This window comes from Streptomyces sp. NPDC001750 (assembly GCF_042892615.1).
Taxonomy (GTDB): Bacteria; Actinomycetota; Actinomycetes; order Streptomycetales; family Streptomycetaceae; genus Streptomyces.
The window spans coordinates 1-18,341 of sequence record NZ_JBIAUE010000021.1; the positions used below are offsets into that span (position 1 = coordinate 1).

14 protein-coding genes are annotated in these 18,341 nt (G+C 71.0%); 8 read left to right on the forward strand and 6 right to left on the reverse strand.

What is annotated here, in order from left to right; all coding sequences use genetic code 11:
* Positions 1-731 precede the first annotated feature (731 nt).
* The 3 genes from ACFYY6_RS27660 (at position 732) to ACFYY6_RS27670 (ending at position 3,300) form a co-directional block, all read left to right on the forward strand.
* Positions 732-1,706, forward strand: a complete 975-nt coding sequence (locus ACFYY6_RS27660; protein WP_386607321.1) for an ArsR/SmtB family transcription factor — start codon at positions 732-734, stop codon at positions 1,704-1,706.
* A 196-nt stretch (positions 1,707-1,902) separates the two neighbouring features.
* Positions 1,903-2,316, forward strand: a complete 414-nt coding sequence (locus tag ACFYY6_RS27665) for a VOC family protein (protein ID WP_351525014.1) — start codon at positions 1,903-1,905, stop codon at positions 2,314-2,316.
* 192 nt (positions 2,317-2,508) lie between these two features.
* Positions 2,509-3,300, forward strand: a complete 792-nt coding sequence (locus ACFYY6_RS27670; RefSeq protein WP_351525013.1) for a TSUP family transporter — start codon at positions 2,509-2,511, stop codon at positions 3,298-3,300.
* A gap of 78 nt (positions 3,301-3,378) precedes the next feature.
* On the opposite strand, the gene ACFYY6_RS27675 is transcribed toward ACFYY6_RS27670, so the two are convergent.
* The 3 genes from ACFYY6_RS27675 to ACFYY6_RS27685 all read right to left on the reverse strand — a co-directional run bounded on the left by ACFYY6_RS27675 (position 3,379) and on the right by ACFYY6_RS27685 (position 6,349).
* Positions 3,379-4,002 carry a class F sortase gene (locus ACFYY6_RS27675; protein WP_388650925.1) on the reverse strand — a complete coding sequence of 208 codons (624 nt, stop codon included), beginning with the start codon at positions 4,000-4,002 and terminating at the stop codon, positions 3,379-3,381.
* Positions 4,003-4,286: 284 nt separating this feature from the next.
* Complete coding sequence (locus ACFYY6_RS27680; protein WP_389195951.1) at positions 4,287-4,991, reverse strand: hypothetical protein; 705 nt, start codon at positions 4,989-4,991, stop codon at positions 4,287-4,289.
* Between the two features lie 521 nt (positions 4,992-5,512).
* Complete coding sequence (locus ACFYY6_RS27685) at positions 5,513-6,349, reverse strand: aminotransferase class IV family protein (RefSeq protein ID WP_389195954.1); 837 nt, start codon at positions 6,347-6,349, stop codon at positions 5,513-5,515.
* 189 nt (positions 6,350-6,538) lie between these two features.
* Here ACFYY6_RS27685 and ACFYY6_RS27690 point away from each other — a divergent pair, with 189 nt between their 5' ends.
* A complete protein-coding gene (locus ACFYY6_RS27690) occupies positions 6,539-7,165 on the forward strand; it encodes an NADPH-dependent FMN reductase (protein ID WP_389195958.1) in 627 nt (208 codons plus the stop codon).
* 4 nt (positions 7,166-7,169) lie between these two features.
* Here the strand turns inward: ACFYY6_RS27690 and ACFYY6_RS27695 are convergent, their stop codons facing one another.
* The gene (locus tag ACFYY6_RS27695) at positions 7,170-7,928 is read right to left on the reverse strand and encodes a vancomycin high temperature exclusion protein (RefSeq protein WP_386607318.1); all 759 of its coding nucleotides are present in this window, start codon (positions 7,926-7,928) and stop codon (positions 7,170-7,172) included.
* 144 nt (positions 7,929-8,072) lie between these two features.
* Between ACFYY6_RS27695 and ACFYY6_RS27700 the strand changes: the two genes are divergently transcribed.
* The 4 genes from ACFYY6_RS27700 to ACFYY6_RS27715 all read left to right on the forward strand — a co-directional run bounded on the left by ACFYY6_RS27700 (position 8,073) and on the right by ACFYY6_RS27715 (position 14,509).
* Positions 8,073-9,608, forward strand: a complete 1,536-nt coding sequence (locus ACFYY6_RS27700; RefSeq protein ID WP_386607317.1) for a deoxyguanosinetriphosphate triphosphohydrolase — start codon at positions 8,073-8,075, stop codon at positions 9,606-9,608.
* Positions 9,609-9,752: 144 nt separating this feature from the next.
* On the forward strand, positions 9,753-11,012 hold the full coding sequence (locus tag ACFYY6_RS27705) for an FAD-dependent oxidoreductase (protein WP_351525006.1): 1,260 nt from the start codon (positions 9,753-9,755) through the stop codon (positions 11,010-11,012).
* A 150-nt stretch (positions 11,013-11,162) separates the two neighbouring features.
* Positions 11,163-13,088, forward strand: coding sequence for a DNA primase (dnaG, locus tag ACFYY6_RS27710; RefSeq protein WP_351525005.1), 1,926 nt, complete (start codon positions 11,163-11,165; stop codon positions 13,086-13,088).
* A 251-nt stretch (positions 13,089-13,339) separates the two neighbouring features.
* Entirely contained in the window at positions 13,340-14,509 is a 1,170-nt protein-coding gene (locus tag ACFYY6_RS27715) for a sigma-70 family RNA polymerase sigma factor (RefSeq protein WP_389195963.1), read from the forward strand.
* A 160-nt stretch (positions 14,510-14,669) separates the two neighbouring features.
* Here ACFYY6_RS27715 and ACFYY6_RS27720 read toward each other — a convergent pair whose 3' ends face one another.
* Positions 14,670-16,601 carry an ABC transporter ATP-binding protein gene (locus ACFYY6_RS27720; RefSeq protein ID WP_351524054.1) on the reverse strand — a complete coding sequence of 644 codons (1,932 nt, stop codon included), beginning with the start codon at positions 16,599-16,601 and terminating at the stop codon, positions 14,670-14,672.
* A complete protein-coding gene (locus tag ACFYY6_RS27725) occupies positions 16,601-18,334 on the reverse strand; it encodes an ABC transporter ATP-binding protein (protein WP_351634687.1) in 1,734 nt (577 codons plus the stop codon). Before ACFYY6_RS27725 ends, ACFYY6_RS27720 begins: the two co-directional genes overlap by 1 nt.
* Positions 18,335-18,341 lie beyond the last annotated feature (7 nt).

Sequence of the window (18,341 nt, forward strand, 5' to 3'; positions counted from 1 at the left end):
CGCTCCCGGCCCCCCGGTTGTTTAACCTCGGGTTCGGGTTATTCCCGCCCCCGCACCCCCACCCCGGGCCGCGCCCGGGGGGTTTAACCCCGGGGGGGGGGCCCGGGGGGGGGGCCCCCCGCCTCGATCTGCCTCGGCCGCGTGCTGCCTTCCGGCTGTGCGCGGCCGTTCCGGCTGCTTCCATCCGGGTGCCGGCGTGGCCGTGCCCCAGCCCGCCTGCGTGTCTGCCTGCCTTGGTGCTCGCGCGCCTGTGCGGCCGTTCCGGCTGGGGCGGCGAAATGGCTGTGCGATTCTGTGCCATTTCTTTGTTCTTCAATGCAAGAAGTTTGTTCAGATCAGAAAGATAGGGGCCGGTAACGGATCGGGATCCCGTAACCGATGCGGTAAACGCGGTGGTAGGGCCGAAAGGGCCACGGTGCCGCGGCGAGCGGGGCACCCGTAACGGACCGGGACACGGCCCGTGGATCCCCACCCACGGGCCGCACCCCGGCTTACCCCCGTCGGGTGCGGAGCCGCACCGTCGCCGACCGCCGCCGAACGAGCAAAACCCCCCACGGCCTTCACTCGCTCTTCCGGTGGCTCCGGATACGCACCCGACGCCGTACAGCTTTCCGGTGGCGACGTGCGGAGGCGAGACGTTTCACCTCTGGCCGAAACCCCGTGGTGACGTGCTGTTATGGGTCGCATACCCTTGAGTGGGGGTAATTGCACGTGCAACAGGTGGGGGCCCGGTGCTGCGTATCCACATGTCCGGAGTGGACCTGTCCAAGGTTCGGATGGCCACTCGGCCGGACGCACTGTGGGAAACCATTTTGAGTTTCCACCGGCTGCGGGACCGGCGCGGTTCGACGGTGTTCGGGGAATGGCGTAAAGAAACCCGGCCACGGTTGAACAATGAAGTACGCCTGTTGGCCGCCGTGATTCCACCGCGTGGCTATTTCCCGGACTTCCTGACACCTTCTCAGGAAAGCGGCGATCCGTACACCATCGACACCGGAATAGAGGCGTTACGCGACACCCCGCCCGGCCGGATACGCGACGAACTGGCTCTGCTGGACGCCGGACGCCGCATGCCGGGCCGGGTCCCGGACGGGCGGGTCGAGCCGCTCGGCCGACTCGCCGACGCCCTGCGCGCCTATCACCGCGCCGCGATCGAACCCTACTGGCCGCACATCCGATCCAGCGTCGAGGCCGACCGCGCCGTCCGTGGCCGCGCCCTCCTGGACGGCGGGACCGAGGAATTGCTCGCCTCCCTCCCGCCCATGATCCGCTGGCGCCCGCCCGTGCTGGAGGCCGACTATCCCTTCGACCGCGAGATCCGTCTGAACGACAGGGGACTGCTGCTCCAGCCGTCCTATTTCTGCCGGGTCACCCCGGTCGTCTACCGGGACCAGCGACTCCCGCCCGTCCTCGTCTACCCGGTCACGCACTCCCGCGCCCCGGTCTTCGCCGAACCGGGCCCCTGGCTCGGCCGGCTCCTCGGGAACACCCGCTCGACCGTGCTGCGGGCCATCGGCAACGGCTGCACGACCAGCGAACTCGCCCTCCGCGCGGGCATATCGCTTGCCTCCGCGAGCCAGCACGCCTGTGTGCTGCGCGAGGCCGGTCTGATCCACACACTGCGGCACGGCAGCTCGGTCCTGCACACGCTGACCCCGCTGGGCGGGTCGCTGCTCCGGGGCGGCGCGCCGCTCGCCATGTCCTGACCGCCGCCTCGCCCCCTCACCCGCCTGCCCAGCCGCGCCACGGCTCCGGTGGCGGCTCGCCGAGCCTTGCGGGGGGAACCGTTCATCGGGCCTCGCGACGGGGAAAGAACTTTTTTCGCGGACACCGATGAGTTCCGCGCGGGCGCACGGTCTACCTGTCGTAAAGCGTTCGAACATCAGATGGAGCGGAACGAACATGTCTCAGATGATCTTCGTGAACCTGCCGGTCAAGAACCTCGAAGCGGCCAAGACGTTCTTCGGTGAGCTCGGCTACTCCTGCAACCCGCAGTTCAGCGACGAGAACGCCGCCTGCCTCGTCATCAGCGACACCATTTTCGCCATGCTCCTTACGGAGTCCCGGTTCAAGGACTTCACCAAGAAGGAGATCGCGGACACCTCCAGGACCACCGAGGTGATCCTCGCGCTGAGCGCGGAGAGCCGTGAGAAGGTCGACGAGATGGCCGACACCGCTCTCGCCTCCGGCGGATCGCCCGCCGGCGAGACGATGGACTTCGGCCACATGTACGGACGTTCCTTCCAGGACCCGGACGGTCACATCTGGGAGGTCATCTGGATGGACCCGGCCGCCGTCGCCGAGCAGCAGGGCTGAGCCCCGGCCGCCCGCGGGGAAGCCGGGGCCCGGGACCGGAGACCGGAGACCGGGAAGTCCGCGGGGAAGCCCCCGGGCCGGGAGCCGCGGCCCGGGGCCCGGGGGCGGGGAAGCTCAGATCCTGCTCAGCTTTTCCGCGAACCGGCCCCAGCGGTTGGACGGGTGCGTGATCACGTCCTTAGTGTCGTGGCCATGCCCGACATAGCACTCACCACACTGGTCGTCCTCTGTCTCGCCGCAGCCGCTGCGGGCTGGATCGACGCGGTGGTCGGCGGCGGCGGACTGCTCCTGCTGCCCGCCCTGTTGCTGGGGCTCCCGCAGGTCCCCGCCGCGCAGGTCCTCGGCACCAACAAGGCGGTCGCGATCGTCGGTACGACGGGTGCCGCCGTGACCTACCTGCGCAAGGCGCCGGTCAGGCTCTGGACGGCCCTGCGGATCGGGCTCGCGGCCCTGGCCGGATCGATGGCCGGCGCGTTCTTCGCCGCGGGCATCAGCAGCGATGTGCTGCGCCCCGTGATCATGGTGGTGCTGCTGGCGGTCGCGGCGTTCGTGATGCTGCGGCCCTCGTTCGGAAGGGCGGCGGAGGACGACGGCGCGCGGCCGGACGTCACCCGCGCCCGTATAGTCGCCGCGATCCTGCTGGTCGGCGGTGGTATCGGCTTCTACGACGGACTGTTCGGTCCCGGCACCGGAACGTTTCTGGTGCTGGCCCTGACCGCGGTGCTCCACCTCGACCTCGTGACGGCGTCCGCCAACGCCAAGATCGTCAACGTCTGCACCAACGGCGGGGCACTGGCGATGTTCGCGTACCAGGGCAACGTCCTGTGGCAACTGGGTGCGCTGATGGCGGTGTTCAACCTGGTGGGCGGCCTCGTCGGCGCGCGGATGGCGCTCAGCAGGGGCAGCGGCTTCGTCCGCGGAGTGCTGCTGGTCGTCGTGTTCTCGCTGGTCGCGAAGCTGGCGTTCGACCAGTGGGTGGCGTGAGCGCTCGATCATGGGCGGTCGTTCCCGGGCGACCGGACGTGAACGACCGTTGGCGGGCGGCCTTTCGTGAGAGTGCTCTCAGCGCACCTCGGTGAGGTGCGCGTACGCCACCACGTTGCCCTGATAGCCGGTCTTCTTCGAGAACCCGCCGCCGCAGGTGATCAGCCGGAGCGAGGCGTAGGGCGAGTCGCCGTACACCCTTTCGTCGGGGAAGTCGTCACTGCCGTAGACCTCGATCGCGTCGAGCGAGAAGACGGCGGTGCGGCCGTCCCGGCGGACCACCTCCACCGTGCTTCCCCTCTGCAGGGCTCCCAGGTCGTAGAAGACCGAGCGGCCCTGCGCGTTGTCGACATGACCGGCGACGATCGCGCTGCCCTTGGAGCCCGGGGGAGTGCCGTCCCGGTACCAGCCCACGACGTTGCGGTCCTCGGCCGGTGGTACGTCGAGACTTCCGTCGGCGCCGAGCCCGAGCCGCATCATCGGGGCGTCGACGCGGATGCTCGGGATCCGGATGCGTACGGGGGGCGACGGCTTCAACGGTTCGGCGACGGGTGATCCGGGCAGCGGCGCCGGGGCGTCGGCGAATGCCTGCGCGGTGGTCGGCTGGGGTGGCATCAGCTGTGCGTCGGCGCCATGGCGGATCAGCCAGACACCTGCCAGCGCGGCGATGGCCAGCAGCCAGCCCTTGCCCTTCTGGGACACGGTCGTCCTCCGGGTGACGGAACGAAGACGGGTACGGGGACGGGGGAGGGGCGCCGGTACGGATACGGGTATCGGCACGGATACGGAGACCGGCGCGGATACGGACTCCGGCACGAACATGGGCTCCGGTACGGATGCGGGACCCGTACGGATCCGGGCCCGGCGCGGACACCGGTTCCGGCGTGTCCAGGGGACGGGCGCGGAAACAGGTACGGTCCCGTCCCGGTGGCGCGCGACCACCGGGACGGGAACCAGGCGGGTACGGAGACGTGAATCCGTCTCCGTCAGCCGGCTCCCTGCGTGCCGCTCGCCCGACGACGCAGGAGCCAGGCTCCGCCGGCGGCGGCTCCGGCGAGTACGCCGGCTCCCGCCGCGATCTGGGTGGTGTCGGAACGGACACTGCCGCCGACACCAGTCCTGACGCGTCCGCGCGGAGAATCGGACTCCGACGAGTCACCGCGTCCGGACCCGTTGTCGCGCCCCGAGGAGTCGTCGTGACCGGACGACGAGCCGTCGCGTCCGGACGAGTCCTCGCGGCGGGACGAGCCGCCGCCCTCGGAAGAGTCCCGGTTGCCGCCCTCGTTCGAGCCCTCGTTCTTCCTGGCGGTCCCGAGCCCGGAGACGGCGTTGCGCCCGCCGACGGAGTCGAGCAGCGAGGGGACGTTGAGGCCCCCGAAGGGGGTGTCGCGTCCGGTCCCCGTCGATCCGTCCCCGCCGCCCTGTTCCCGGGGGACGCCGCCTTCCTGGAGGACGCCGCCCTCTCGAGGCGTGCCGCCTTCCAGGAGGACACCGTGCCCTTGGGGGATCCCGCGTTCCAGGAGGACCCCGCGCTCCCGCAGGGCACCGTCGACGGGCGCCGTGGCGGCCGAGCCGGTCCGTGCCGTACCGGTGGCACCCGCGTACGCGGGCTGTGCTGTGGCGAAGAGGGCGAGCGCGGCTATGGGAATGGTGACGGTGGCGGCAGCGGTCACTGGGCGAGCAGGACGCATGGGGGTTCCTCCGGCGATGTGCGCGAGCGGCCGTCCCGCGAACGGCCGAACAGCCGGGCGGCTGAGCAGCTGTTTCGCGAGCAGCTGTGTTCCGACTCCGAGCTAACGAGTGGCACGGCTCCCATGCCTGCTGACACCAAGTCAGCTTCCACCCGAACGGCACGGCGTGGCCCTCTTGCCAAACCGCATCCGCGCAGGTCGCGAGGGTGATCGGGCAGGGTGGCGGCGGTTTCGCGGGAATCGGTGCCGAATGGGTGACGCCGCAGTCGGGAAAGTGGCGCACATCACACGCATGACCTCGTGGGTGCCGGGCACACGTCAGTCACCCCCCACGGGACGGCGCATACGACCGCCCCCCGCCCCGCCGGTCCACCGGGCTCGTCCTTCCGGGCAGGCGGGGCGGTTCCGTGTCCGCGCCGAGCCGGGAACGGGGCCGGGGCCCCGCGCCAGACCCCCGGCCCGGGACCGGGCCGGCGCAGCGGGCCGGGCCCGTACCCGTCCGGTCTCAGACGTCTCGGATCTCAGGCGCCTCGGATCTCGGACGTCTCGGAATCTCGGACGTCTCGGACGCTGTCCCAGGGCACGGCGTCGTACACCCGCCCGATCCGTTCCATCAGGTCCTCGTCCACCGTGAACTCGATGTCGTCGATGCGCCGGACCGGTGCGATGCCCTGCGAGTTGGTGAGGAACGCGGACCGGAACGCGCCCAGCCCGCCCAGCGTCACCGGACGTCGTACGGACTCCAGCCCCGCGCCGGGCAGGTCCCGTTCCAGCAGGGCCATGGTGATGCCGAGCAGGGCGGGGGCGTCGGGCCAGACGACCGAAGTCCCGTCCCAGAAGCCGATGTTGTGTATCGCCGCCTCCGTCACCGTGCCGTCCGGCGTGGTCAGCAGCGCCTCGTCGCAACCGGAGCGTGCGGCGAGCCTCGCGTAGTACATCTGGCCGAACTCGCCGGGCCGCTTGATGTGCGGCACGGTCCGGGCGTACGGAACGGACATCAGGCGGTGCGGTTCCGTCGGCTTCCGGGCCGGTCCGCGCACCGTGACCATGACGGTCGTCTCCTCGCCCTCCGTCGGCAGGAAGCCCTGCACCCGGACCGAAGCGTCCCGTACCCCGGCGCCGTCCAGCGCGTGCCGGATCAGCCCGCGGACCCGGTCCCCGTTCAGCGGGCGCTCGAACAGCTCCCGGTTGGCGGAGTCCAGCCTGGCCAGGTGCAGCGCGAGACCGCGTACCTTCCCGTCCCTCACCTGCATGGCCGTGAAGTGCCCGTAGTTCAGGAAAGCCGGAATCCGCAGATCCGCCTCGGTCGCCGGATGCCCGTCGAACTCGGCGTAGGGGAAGGGAGCGGGAGTCGTCATGCGTTCACCGTATGCCGAGGGGGGTGACGAAGAGCCGCCGGGAAGTCGCCGAATGACCACCGAAAGGTCGCCGAAAGACCGCTGAAAAGCGTCGAGAATCCGTCGAAGAAGAACCACTGTCGAGCCGCCGAGGACCGACGAGGTCGCGCGGCTTGACCTCAACCTTGGTTGATCTACGAGCCTCGTCGCATGGATCTCACCACAGCTCCCTCGCCCACGGCGTCCGCGACCACCGCCACCGAGCAGCTCAAGGCCGCAGTCCTGCTCGCAAGCAACCGGGAGGGACGGTTCGCCCCCGTCGTCGCCGACTGGTTCCTCTCACGCGCCGCCGGGCATCCGGACATCGGGACGGACCTGATCGACGTCGCGGAACTCGACCTCCCCATCGCCCTCTCGTACCGGCCCGACGCCGATGCGCAGGCCCGTCTGGCGGCCGTTTCCGCCAGGCTCGCGGCGGCCGACGCCTTCGTCGTCATCACCCCCGAGTACAACCACTCGTACCCGGCTCCGCTGAAGAACCTCATCGACTGGTACCGCGACGAGTGGCAGGCCAAGCCCGTCGGATTCGTCTCGTACGGCGGGGTGTCCGGCGGACTGCGGGCCGTCGAGCACCTGCGGCAGGTCTTCGCGGAGCTGCACGCCGTCGGCATCCGCGAGACGGTGTCGTTGGCCTACGCGGGCGCCCAGTTCGACGACGAGGGCAGGCACCGGGACCCCGCCGGCGTCGACGCCGCGGCCACGGCGCTGCTCGATCAGCTCGTCTGGTGGGGGCGCGCCCTGCGCGACGCCAGGACCGTTCGCCCGTACGGGACCTGACGTCCTACCAGTCGTCCGCCGCCAGCGCCCGCGCGACCCCGGGCTCCTGCGGGCCCAGGAAGCGCGGGTGCGGCTTGAAGGTGGCTTCCAGCGCCGCCTTCCCCGCCGCGAACACCTCTCGTGCGCCGCCGTAGTACCAGGTCGCGTCGTGCACGGCGTCGACGCCGACCCCGTACGCGTCGATGCCGGCGCTCCGGCACAGCGTGATCGCCCGGCGGATGTGGAACCCCTGGGTCACCAGCACCGCACGGTCGACCCCGAAGATCTTCTTGGCCCGTACGCACGAGTCCCAGGTGTCGAAACCGGCGAAGTCGCTCACGATCCGCCCGTCCGGCACCCCGTGCGCGCGGAGGTACGTGCGCATGGCGTCCGGCTCGTCGTACTCCTCGCGGCTGTTGTCGCCGGTCACGAGCACGACCTTCACCTTCCCGGCCCGGTACAGCTCGACGGCGGCGTCCAGCCGGTGCGCCAGGTACGGCGTCGGTCTGCCCTCCCACAGCCCGGCCCCGAAGACCACGGCGACCTGCCGCGCGGGCACGTCCGCGGTGGTCCTCACCCGGTCGTCGGCGGCGGTGTGCATCCAGGTCGCGGGGGCCAGCGCGGCCACGCACGTGAGCATCGCCGCCTGGACGAGGCGCCGCTGCCCCCGCCGGGTGCGCGGCCACGGCCGCCCGAGCCGCCCGCGCCGCCCGCGCCGCCCGAGCCGGACGGGGCGCACGCGCCCGAGCCACCGTGCCGGCCGTCCCGGTCGTCGTTCCCCCATCGGTGTCTCCTCAAGTCCGTGCCCCGTCGTTGATGTCTCGCATGATCGGACGAGAGACGAGGGGAAACGGTTCAGCGCTGCCCGGTTCAGCCGACTTCGTCACTGTTTCCGAACGTGTCGGCCCGGCCGTCTACTGTCGGACACATGGACGGCATGGACGGCATGGACCGTACGGAGAGCACGCCCGGCACGGACGGCACGGACCGTGAAGACGGCCCGGACCGCGCGGACGCCCCGGACCGTACGGACGCGGACCAGACGGACGCCTCGGACCGTGCGGACGCCTCGGACCGTGCGGACGCCGAGAACCGTGCGGAGCGCGAGGCCGGCGCGGACTGCCCCGACTGCCCGGAAAGCACGTGGGAGTCCCCGGGCACCGGCACGGGCGCACACGGCCGGAGCCCGACCCCGTACCGCGCGGCCGACGCCGAGCGCTGGGACGCCGAGTCGGACAAACGTCCCGGCCGCACCGCCTTCCAGCGCGACCGTGCTCGGGTGCTGCACTCCGCCGCACTGCGCAGGCTCGCCGGGAAGACGCAGGTCGTCACCCCCGGCACCCGCAGCCGGGCCTGGGACGCCAGCCCCCGGACCCGGCTCACGCACTCCCTGGAATGCGCCCAGGTCGGCCGCGAGCTCGGGGCAGCCCTCGGCTGCGACCCCGATCTGGTCGAGACGGCCTGTCTCGCCCATGACCTCGGCCACCCGCCGTTCGGCCACAACGGCGAGCAGGCGCTCAACGACTTCGCCTCGGACTGCGGCGGCTTCGAGGGCAACGCCCAGTCGCTGCGCCTGCTCACCAGGCTGGAACCGAAGCGGTTCGTGCCCGACACCCGGACCGGGGCGCTGGTCAGCGTCGGACTCAATCTGACCCGTGCCTCCCTGGACGCCGCCACCAAGTACCCGTGGCCGCGCGGCGGCCGGCCCGGCGACCCCGACACGCCGAAGTTCGGGGTGTACGCGGACGACCTGCCGGTCTTCGAGTGGGTGCGCCGTGACGCCCCGGCGAACCGCACCTGCTTCGAGGCCCAGGTCATGGACTGGTCCGACGACGTCGCGTACTCGGTGCACGACTTCGAGGACGGGCTGCACGCCGGGCACATCGACCCCAACTGCCTGTACGCCGAGCCCGAGCGCGACGAGATCTGGGCGGTCGCCATCGGCCGCTACGTCCCGGCGGACACCCCTCCGGACGAACTGGCCGAGGCTCTGGACCGGCTCATCGCCCAGGACTGGTGGCCGCACGGCTACGACGGGTCCGCCGTCGCCCAGGCCCGGCTGAAGGACGCGACGAGCCAGCTGATCGGCCGGTTCTGCCTGGCCGCCGAGAGCGCCACCCGGCGGGCGTACGGCACCGGCCGGCTCGGCCGGTACGCGGCCGCGCTCGTCGTCCCCCGCGAGGCGCGCAACGAGTGCGCCGTGCTCAAGGCGGTCGCGGACCGTTACGTCATGCAGCGCGCCGAGCAGGAGGCGATCCGCGCCGACCAGCGCATCGTCATCGCCGAACTGGCCGCCGCGCTCACCGCGCGCGCCCCCGAGGGGCTGGAGCCGCAGTTCCGGGCCCTGTTCGACGCCGCACCCGACGACCGGGCCCGCAAGCGGGTCCTCGTCGACCAGATCGCCGCCCTGACCGACGCCTCGGCGCGCTCCCTGCACGCGGCGCTCACCGCACCGGGCCGCTGACCGGCCCCGCCCGCGCGCCCCGTCCGTATGCGCCCTGGTCCGACAGGGGCATTACCTGATCGGGGTACACCCCCTTTCGCCATCACGCTGCGTGCGGGACGCTCGCAGTCGGGCCCCGCGCAGCGAGCATCGAGGAGGCAACAAGTGGTCGACGCACATCAGACCTTCGTCATCGTCGGCGGAGGACTGGCAGGAGCGAAGGCGGCCGAGACGCTCCGGGCGGAGGGTTTCAGCGGCCGGGTGATCCTTCTCGGCGACGAACGCGACCATCCCTACGAACGGCCTCCGCTGTCCAAGGGCTATCTGTCCGGCAAGGAGGAGCGGGACAGCGTCTTCGTCCATGAGACCGCCTGGTACGCGGGTGCCGAGATCGAACTCCACCTGGGCCAGCCCGTCACCGCCCTCGACCGGGTGGACCGCTCCGTACGGCTCGGCGACGGCACCGTCGTGCACTACGACCAGCTGCTGCTCGCCACCGGGGCCGAGCCGCGCCGCCTGCCCGTCCCGGGCACGGACCTGGCCGGCGTCCACCACCTGCGCCGCCTCGCCCACGCCGACCGGCTGCGCAAGGTGCTGACCTCCCTCGGCCGCGAGAACGGCCATCTGGTGATCGCCGGGGCCGGCTGGATCGGTCTGGAGGTCGCGGCGGCGGCACGCGGATACGGGGCCGAGGTCACCATCATCGAGCCGGAACCGACGCCGTTGCACCATGTGGTCGGCCCCGAGCTCGGGCAGATCTTCACCCAGCTGCACCAGGACCACGGGGTGCGTTTTCACTTCGGCGTCCGTCTCACCGAGATCGTCGGCCAGGACGGCGTCGTCCTCGCCGTGCGCACCGACGACGGCGAGGAGCACCCCGCCCACGACGTGCTCGCCGCGATCGGCGCCGCCCCCCGCACCGCCCTCGCCGAGACCGCCGGGCTCGCCATGGCCGCGCGCAAGGACGGCGGCGGCATCGCCGTCGACGCCTCCCTGCGCACCAGCGACCCGCACATCTTCGCGGCGGGGGACGTGGCCAACGTGGCCCATCCGCTGCTCGGCGCCCGGCTGCGCGTGGAGCACTGGGCGAACGCGCTGAACAGCGGCCCGGCCGCGGCCCGGGCCATGCTCGGCCAGGACGTGAGCTACGACCGGGTGCCGTACTTCTTCTCCGACCAGTACGACCTCGGCCTCGAATACTCGGGGTGGGCGCCCCCTGGCAGCTACGACCAGGTGGTCATCCGGGGCGACGCCGGCAAACGCGAGTTCATCTCCTTCTGGTTGAAGGACCAGCGGGTGCTGGCCGGGATGAACGTCAACGTGTGGGACGTCACCGAGAGTGTGCAGGAGCTGGTCCGGTCCGGCCGGCAGATCGACCCGGACGCACTGGCCGATCCGTCGGTGCCGCTGACCTCGCTGAGCTGAGGCGGGGACGCCCCCGAGCCGCGCGAGCGCCTTTTCGGGCCGGGACGGCCGGGGTGTCCGGCCGGGGGCACGAGCGGGGCACGGCCCGGGTACCCGGGATCACAGTGGCGGGTCGACAGGGGTGTCGTACCCCGCCCGTAGAATTCACCCGTGGCAGGCAGGATCAATGACGAGGACGTGAAGGCGGTACGGGACGCGGTCCCGATCGACGCCGTCGTTTCCGAGTATCTCCAGCTGCGCAACGCGGGCGGCGGCAACCTCAAGGGTCTCTGCCCGTTCCACGACGAGAAGTCCCCCTCCTTCCAGGTCAGCCCGAGCAAGGGCCTGTTCCACTGCTTCGGCTGCCAGGAGGGCGGCGACACGATCGCCTTCGTGATGAAGATCGACCATCTCTCGTTCTCCGAGACGGTCGAACGGCTCGCCGCCAAGGCGGGCATCACCCTGCGGTACGAGGAGGGCGGGTACAACCCCTCCCACCAGCGCGGTGAGCGCATCCGGCTGGTCGAGGCGCACAAGGTGGCCGCCGACTTCTACCGCGAGCAGTTGAACGGCCCCGAGGCCGAGATCGGCCGCAAGTTCCTCGCCGAGCGCGGCTTCGACCAGGACGCCGCCGTCCACTTCGGCATCGGTTACAGCCCGGCGGGCTGGGACCACCTCACCCGCTATCTGCGCGGCAAGGGCTTCAGCGACAGGGAGCTGATCGCCTCCGGCCTCTCCCAGGACGGCAGGCGCGGCCCCATCGACCGCTTCCGCGGCCGGCTCATGTGGCCGATCAGCGACACCTCCGGCGACGTCGTCGGCTTCGGCGCCCGCAAGCTGCGCGACGACGACAACGGACCGAAGTACCTCAACACCCCCGAGACCGCGATCTACAAGAAGTCCCAGGTGCTCTACGGCATCGACCTGGCGAAGAAGGAGATCGCGAAGAGCAGCCGCGCCGTCGTCGTCGAGGGCTACACCGACGTCATGGCCTGCCATCTCGCCGGTGTCACCACCGCCATCGCCACCTGCGGCACGGCCTTCGGCGGGGACCACATCAAGATCCTGCGCCGCCTGCTGATGGACAACGGCAGCGCCCGGGTGATCTTCACCTTCGACGGCGACGCCGCCGGGCAGAAGGCCGCGCTGCGCGCCTTCGAGGACGACCAGAAGTTCGCCGCCGAGACGTACATCGCGATCGCGCCGGACAACATGGACCCCTGCGATCTGCGCCTGGCCAAGGGCGACGAGGCCGTCCGCGACCTGGTCGACCCGCGCACCCCGCTCTTCGAGTTCGCGCTGCGCCAGATCGTGGGGCGGTACGACCTGGAGACCCCGGCGGGGCGCGGCGCCGCGCTCGACGAGGCGGCCCCCGTCGTCGCCCGGATCAAGAACAGCTCCTCGCAGCACGAGGTCGCCGTCCAGCTGGCCGGGATGCTCGGCATCCTGGACACCCAGTTCGTGGTCAAGCGGGTCGCCCAGCTCGCCCGCTGGGCCCGCGAGCGGGGTGACCGGCGCGGTCCCGCCCCGGCCTCCTCCCGCGGCGGCCCCGGTGCTCCCGGCGGCTCCCGGCACGAGCAGGTCCGGGCACCCGCCGCCCCCTCGGGCCCCGCCCTCCACCTGCGCAGCCCCGCCCACCGCACCGAACGCGAACTGCTGAAGCTCGCCCTCCAGAAGCCCGCCCTGGTCTCACCGGCCTTCGACGCCTACGGGGTCGACGAGTTCACCGCCCCGCCGTACGCCGCGGTCCGGCAGTGCGTCGCGGACGCGGGCGGTGCCGAGACGGGCCTCCCGGAGCCTCGCGACTACCTGGCCCGGGTGCTGGACGCGGCCCCCGACGACACGGTGCGCAACCTCGTGACCGAGCTGGCGGTGGAGGTCTTCCACGGCAAGACCATCGACGAGACCTATGCCGGGGTGCAGCTCGTCCAGGTCCGGCTGCGCGCCGTCGACCGCCGGATCGGCGAGGTCCAGGGCAGCCTGGCCCGCCTCGGCAGCCATGTCCCCCCGGAGCAGCTGGCGGCGGCGCAGAACGAGGTCTGGGTCCTCCAGCAGTACGCCGAGTCCCTGCGCAACCACGGCGCCGACGCGCTCTGACTCGGGCCGGCCGCTCCCGCGGCGGCGCCGGGGCGCGCGCGGTTCACGCGGGCGCGCATCCGCTCGGACTCGTCCATCCGCGTAACCGGCCGGTCACGGAACGGACTCAGAAAGTCCTCGCACGCCCCTCGTGGCAGTGATGTGTCTTCCCCCACACTGGGGGCGGTGCCTGAGTCATCGGAGCGCGGCCGGTCCACCCTGTGGTGGTTCCGTCCCCGCGGTCCGGCAGCGATCACCTGGAGGTCGCCCCCGTGCAGACCCGGACCGTGACCCAACCCGAGCCCGTCTCGGCCATTCCCGCGCAGAACCGGGCCGTGCGCCACCCCGAGGGTGCGGTGGAGCCGCAGATTCCGCCCGAGGCGCCCGGCTCGCGCGAACCCCCCGGCACGGCCGGGCCACCTGAGGGGCCCGGGGCGGCCGAGGCAGCCAGCCTGTCCGAGGGGACCGTGGAGGAGCTGTCGCGGGCGGCTCCCGAGACCCCGGAGCCGCGCGGCCGTCCGGAGGCCGGCGGACCGTCCGCCGACCTCTTCCGCCAGTACCTGCGGGAGATCGGCCGCATCCCGCTGCTCACCGCCGCCGACGAGGTGGAGCTGGCCCGCCGGATCGAGGCCGGGCTCTTCGCGGAGGAACGGCTCGCGAGCACCCCGGATCCGGACACCCGGCTGGCCGTCGACCTCGACCGGCTGGTGGTCATGGGGCGGATGGCGAAGCGCCGCCTCATCGAGGCCAACCTCCGCCTCGTCGTCTCCGTCGCCAAGCGCTACATCGGTCGCGGGCTGACCATGCTCGACCTGGTCCAGGAGGGGAACCTCGGACTGATCAGGGCGGTCGAGAAGTTCGACTACACCCGGGGCTACAAGTTCTCCACGTACGCCACCTGGTGGATCCGCCAGGCCATGTCCCGCGCCCTCGCCGACCAGGCGCGGACCATCCGGGTCCCGGTCCACGTCGTCGAACTGATCAACCGGGTCGTACGCGTCCAGCGGCGGATGCTCCAGGAGCACGGTCAGGAGCCGACGCCCGAGGAGGTCGCCGACCAGCTCGACCTCACCCCGGAACGGGTCGGCGAGATCCTGCGGCTGGCCCAGGAACCCGTCTCGCTGCACGCCCCCGTCGGCGAGGAGGAGGACCTAGCCCTCGGCGACCTGATCGAGGACGGGGACGCCGCGTCCCCCGTCGAGTCCGCCGCCTTCCTGCTGCTGCGTGAGCACCTGGAGGCGGTGCTGTCCACGCTCGGGGAGCGCGAGCGGAAAGTGGTCCAGCTGCGCTACGGGCTGGTCGACGGGCGGCCCCGCACGCTCGAGGAGATCGGCAGGATCTTCGGCGTGACGCGCGAACGCATCCGGCAGATCGAGTCCAAGACCCTCGGCAAACTGCGCGACCACACCTTCGCCGACCAGCTCCGCGGCTATCTCGACTGACCGACGGCACCGGCGAGGAACGGCGGAGCCGGTCGGTCCCCCCGCGGACCGACCGGCTCCATCACCTGCCCAGGGCGTGTTGCGAAAGTGGCGCCGTCCGCCCTAAGGGCGGAGCGCCGTGCCAGACGCCGCGGGCCGGACGGGACTTTCGCAACACGCTCTAGTCGACCTCGGCCACCGCCTGCGCGAACTGCGCCGAGTACAGCCGGGCGTACGCTCCACCGGCCGCCAACAGCTCCTCGTGCGTGCCCTGTTCGACGATCGAGCCGTTCTCCATCACCAGGATGACGTCGGCGTCCCGGATGGTGGAGAGCCGGTGCGCGATCACGAAGCTGGTGCGCCCGTGCGCCAGGCGGGCCATCGCCTTCTGGATCAGCACCTCGGTACGGGTGTCGACGGAGCTCGTCGCCTCGTCGAGCACCAGGATCACCGGGTCGGACAGGAACGCCCGCGCGATGGTGATCAGCTGCTTCTCGCCCGCGCTGACGCCGGAGCCCTCGTCGTCGATCACCGTGTCGTAACCATCCGGCAGGGTACGGATGAAGCGGTCGGCGTGGGCCGCCCGGGCCGCCTCCTCGATCTCCTCCCGGGTGACCTCGCGCGAAGCGCCGTACGCGATGTTGTCCGCGATCGTGCCGCCGAACAGCCAGGTGTCCTGGAGAACCATGCCGATGCCCGCGCGCAGCTGGTCGCGCGACATCTTCGCCACGTCGACGCCGTCGAGAGTGATCCGTCCGCCGGTCACCTCGTAGAACCGCATCAGCAGATTGACGAGGGTGGTCTTGCCGGCGCCGGTGGGGCCGACGATGGCGACCGTGTGCCCCGGCTCGACGTTCAGCGACAGTTCCTCGATGAGCGGCTTGTCCGGGTCGTAGCGGAACGACACCTTCTCCAGCGCGACGCTGCCCCGCAGCTCCTCGGGCCGCTCGGCCTCGCCGGGCGCCGGATCGGCGCTCTGTTCCTCGGCGTCCAGCAGCTCGAAGATCCGCTCGGCCGACGCGACGCCCGACTGCACCAGGTTCGCCATCGAGGCGACCTGGGTCAGCGGCATCGAGAACTGCCGCGAGTACTGGATGAACGCCTGCACGTCACCGATCGACAGCGAACCCGAGGCGACCCGCAGACCGCCGACGACGGCGATCAGCACGTAGTTCAGGTTCGACACGAACATCATCAGCGGCTGCATGATCCCGCTGTTGAACTGCGCCTTGAACCCCGCCTCGTACAGGGCCTCGTTCTGCTCGGCGAAGTCCTTCGCGGACTCCTCCTGCCGCCCGAAGACCTTCACCAGGGTGTGCCCGGTGTACATCTCCTCGATGTGCGCGTTGAGCTTGCCGGTCACCTTCCACTGCTGGACGAACTGCGGTTGCGAGCGCTTGCCGACCTTCGTCGCCACGACCACCGAGAGCGGCACCGTCACCAGCGCGACCAGTGCCAGCAGCGGCGAGATCCAGAACATCATGATCAGTACGCCGACGATGGTGAGCAGGGAGTTGACGAGCTGGCCCATCGTCTGCTGCATCGTCTGCGAGATGTTGTCGATGTCGTTCGTCGCCCGGCTGAGCACTTCGCCACGCTTGGCCTGGTCGAAGTACGACAACGGCAGCCGGGACAGCTTCGCCTGGATGTCCTCGCGCAGCCGGAACACGACTCGGTTGATGATCCGGATCGACAGCCGGGACGACACGAGCATCAGCAGTCCGGCCGCGACATAGACCGCCAGCGCGAGCAGCAGTACGTCGCCGACGGCGCCGAAGTCGATGCCGCGACCGGGGACGAAGTCCACCCCGGACAGCATGTCGGCCAGCCCGCTGTCGGACTTGTGCAGGTTCTCGACGACCTGCTCCTTCGTGGCGCCCTCGGGCATCCGCCGGCCGACGACCCCGGCGAACACCAGGTCCGTCGCGCGGCCGAGGATCTTCGGTCCGACCACCGACAGGCCGACGCTCAGCGCCCCGGCCGCCAGCATCGCGTACAGCGAGGACTTCTCCGTCCCGAAGCGCTTCAGCAGTCGCTTCGACGACCCCTTGAAGTCCATGGACCGGTCGGTCGGCGCGCCGCCCGCCATCATCCGTCCGCCAGGCCCGGCCATTACGCGGCCTCCGCTTCCGTCAGCTGGGAGAGCACGATCTCCCGGTACGTCTCATTGCCGTCCATCAGTTCGTGGTGGGTGCCGCGGCCCACGACCCGGCCCTCGTCGAGCACCAGGATCCGGTCCGCGTCGCGGATGGTGGACACCCGCTGCGCCACGATCACCACGGTCGCCCCGGCCGTCTCCCGCGTCAGCGCCGCGCGCAGGGCGGCGTCGGTGGCGTAGTCGAGAGCCGAGAACGAGTCGTCGAACAGGTAGATCTCCGGCTGTCGCACCAGCGTCCTGGCGATCGCCAGCCGCTGCCGCTGCCCGCCCGAGACATTGGTGCCGCCCTGCGCGATCGGGGCCTCCAGGCCGTGCTCCAGCGCCTCGACGAACTCCTTGGCCTGCGCGACCTCCAGCGCGTGCCAGAGCTCCTCGTCCGTCGCGTCCGGGTTCCCGTACCTCAGGTTGCTCGCGACCGTCCCGGAGAACAGGTACGGCTTCTGCGGGACCAGACTCACGGTCCTCGCCAGCAGCTCGGGGTCCAGTGTCCGCACGTCCGTGCCGTCGACCAGCACCTGGCCGTCCGTCACGTCGAACAGGCGCGGTACGAGTCCGAGCAGCGTCGACTTCCCGCTGCCCGTCGACCCGATGATCGCGGTGGTTTCGCCGGGGCGGGCCACCAGGTCCACCGACCGCAGCACCGGTTCCTCGGCGCCCGGGTAGCGGAAGTCCGCGCCCCGGATCTCCAGATGGCCTTGGGTGCGCAGCTCCCGGACCGGGGCTACGGGCGGGACCACGCTGGACTCGGTCTCCAGGACCTCCTGGATGCGCTCGGCGCACACCTCGGCGCGCGGCACCATCATGAACATGAAGGTGGCCATCATCACCGACATGACGATCTGCATGAGGTAGGCGAGGAACGCGGTCAGCGCACCGATCTCCATGCCGCCGCTGTCGATGCGGTGGGCACCGAACCAGACCACGGCGATCGACGACACGTTCACCACCGTCATCACGGTCGGGAACATCAGCGCCATCAGTCGCCCGGTGGACAGCGAGACGTCGGTCAGCTCGTCGTTGGCGACGCCGAAGCGTTTCGTCTCGTAGCCGTCGCGGACGAACGCGCGGATGACCCGGTTGCCGGTGATCTGCTCCCGCAGCACCCGGTTCACGGTGTCGACCCGCTCCTGCATGGTGCGGAACAGCGGGCGCATCCGCTTCACGATCAGGCCCACCGCGATGCCGAGGACCGGCACCACCGCGAGCAGCACCGACGACAGCGGGACGTCCTGGCCGAGCGCCAGGACGATGCCGCCGACGCACATGATCGGCGCCGACACCATCAGCGTGAACGTCATCAGCACCAGCATCTGGATCTGCTGGACGTCATTGGTCGTGCGCGTGATCAGCGAGGGCGCGCCGAACCGCCCGACCTCCCGCGCGGAGAACGACTGGACCCGGTCGAAGACCGCCGCCCGGACGTCGCGGCCGAGCGCGGACGCGGTGCGTGAACCGTGATGGACGGCACCGATGTTGCAGGCGACCTGGGCGATGCTGACGGCGATCATGATGCCGCCGAACTCCAGGATGTAGCCCGTGTCCCCCTTCACCACACCTTTGTCGATGATGTCGGCGTTCAGGGTCGGCAGATAGAGGGTGGCGCAGGTCTGCAGGAACTGGAGCAGGACCAGCAGCAGGATGGGTTTCTTGTACGGACCGAGATGGGCCCGCAGGAGTTTTATGAGCACGCGTGTC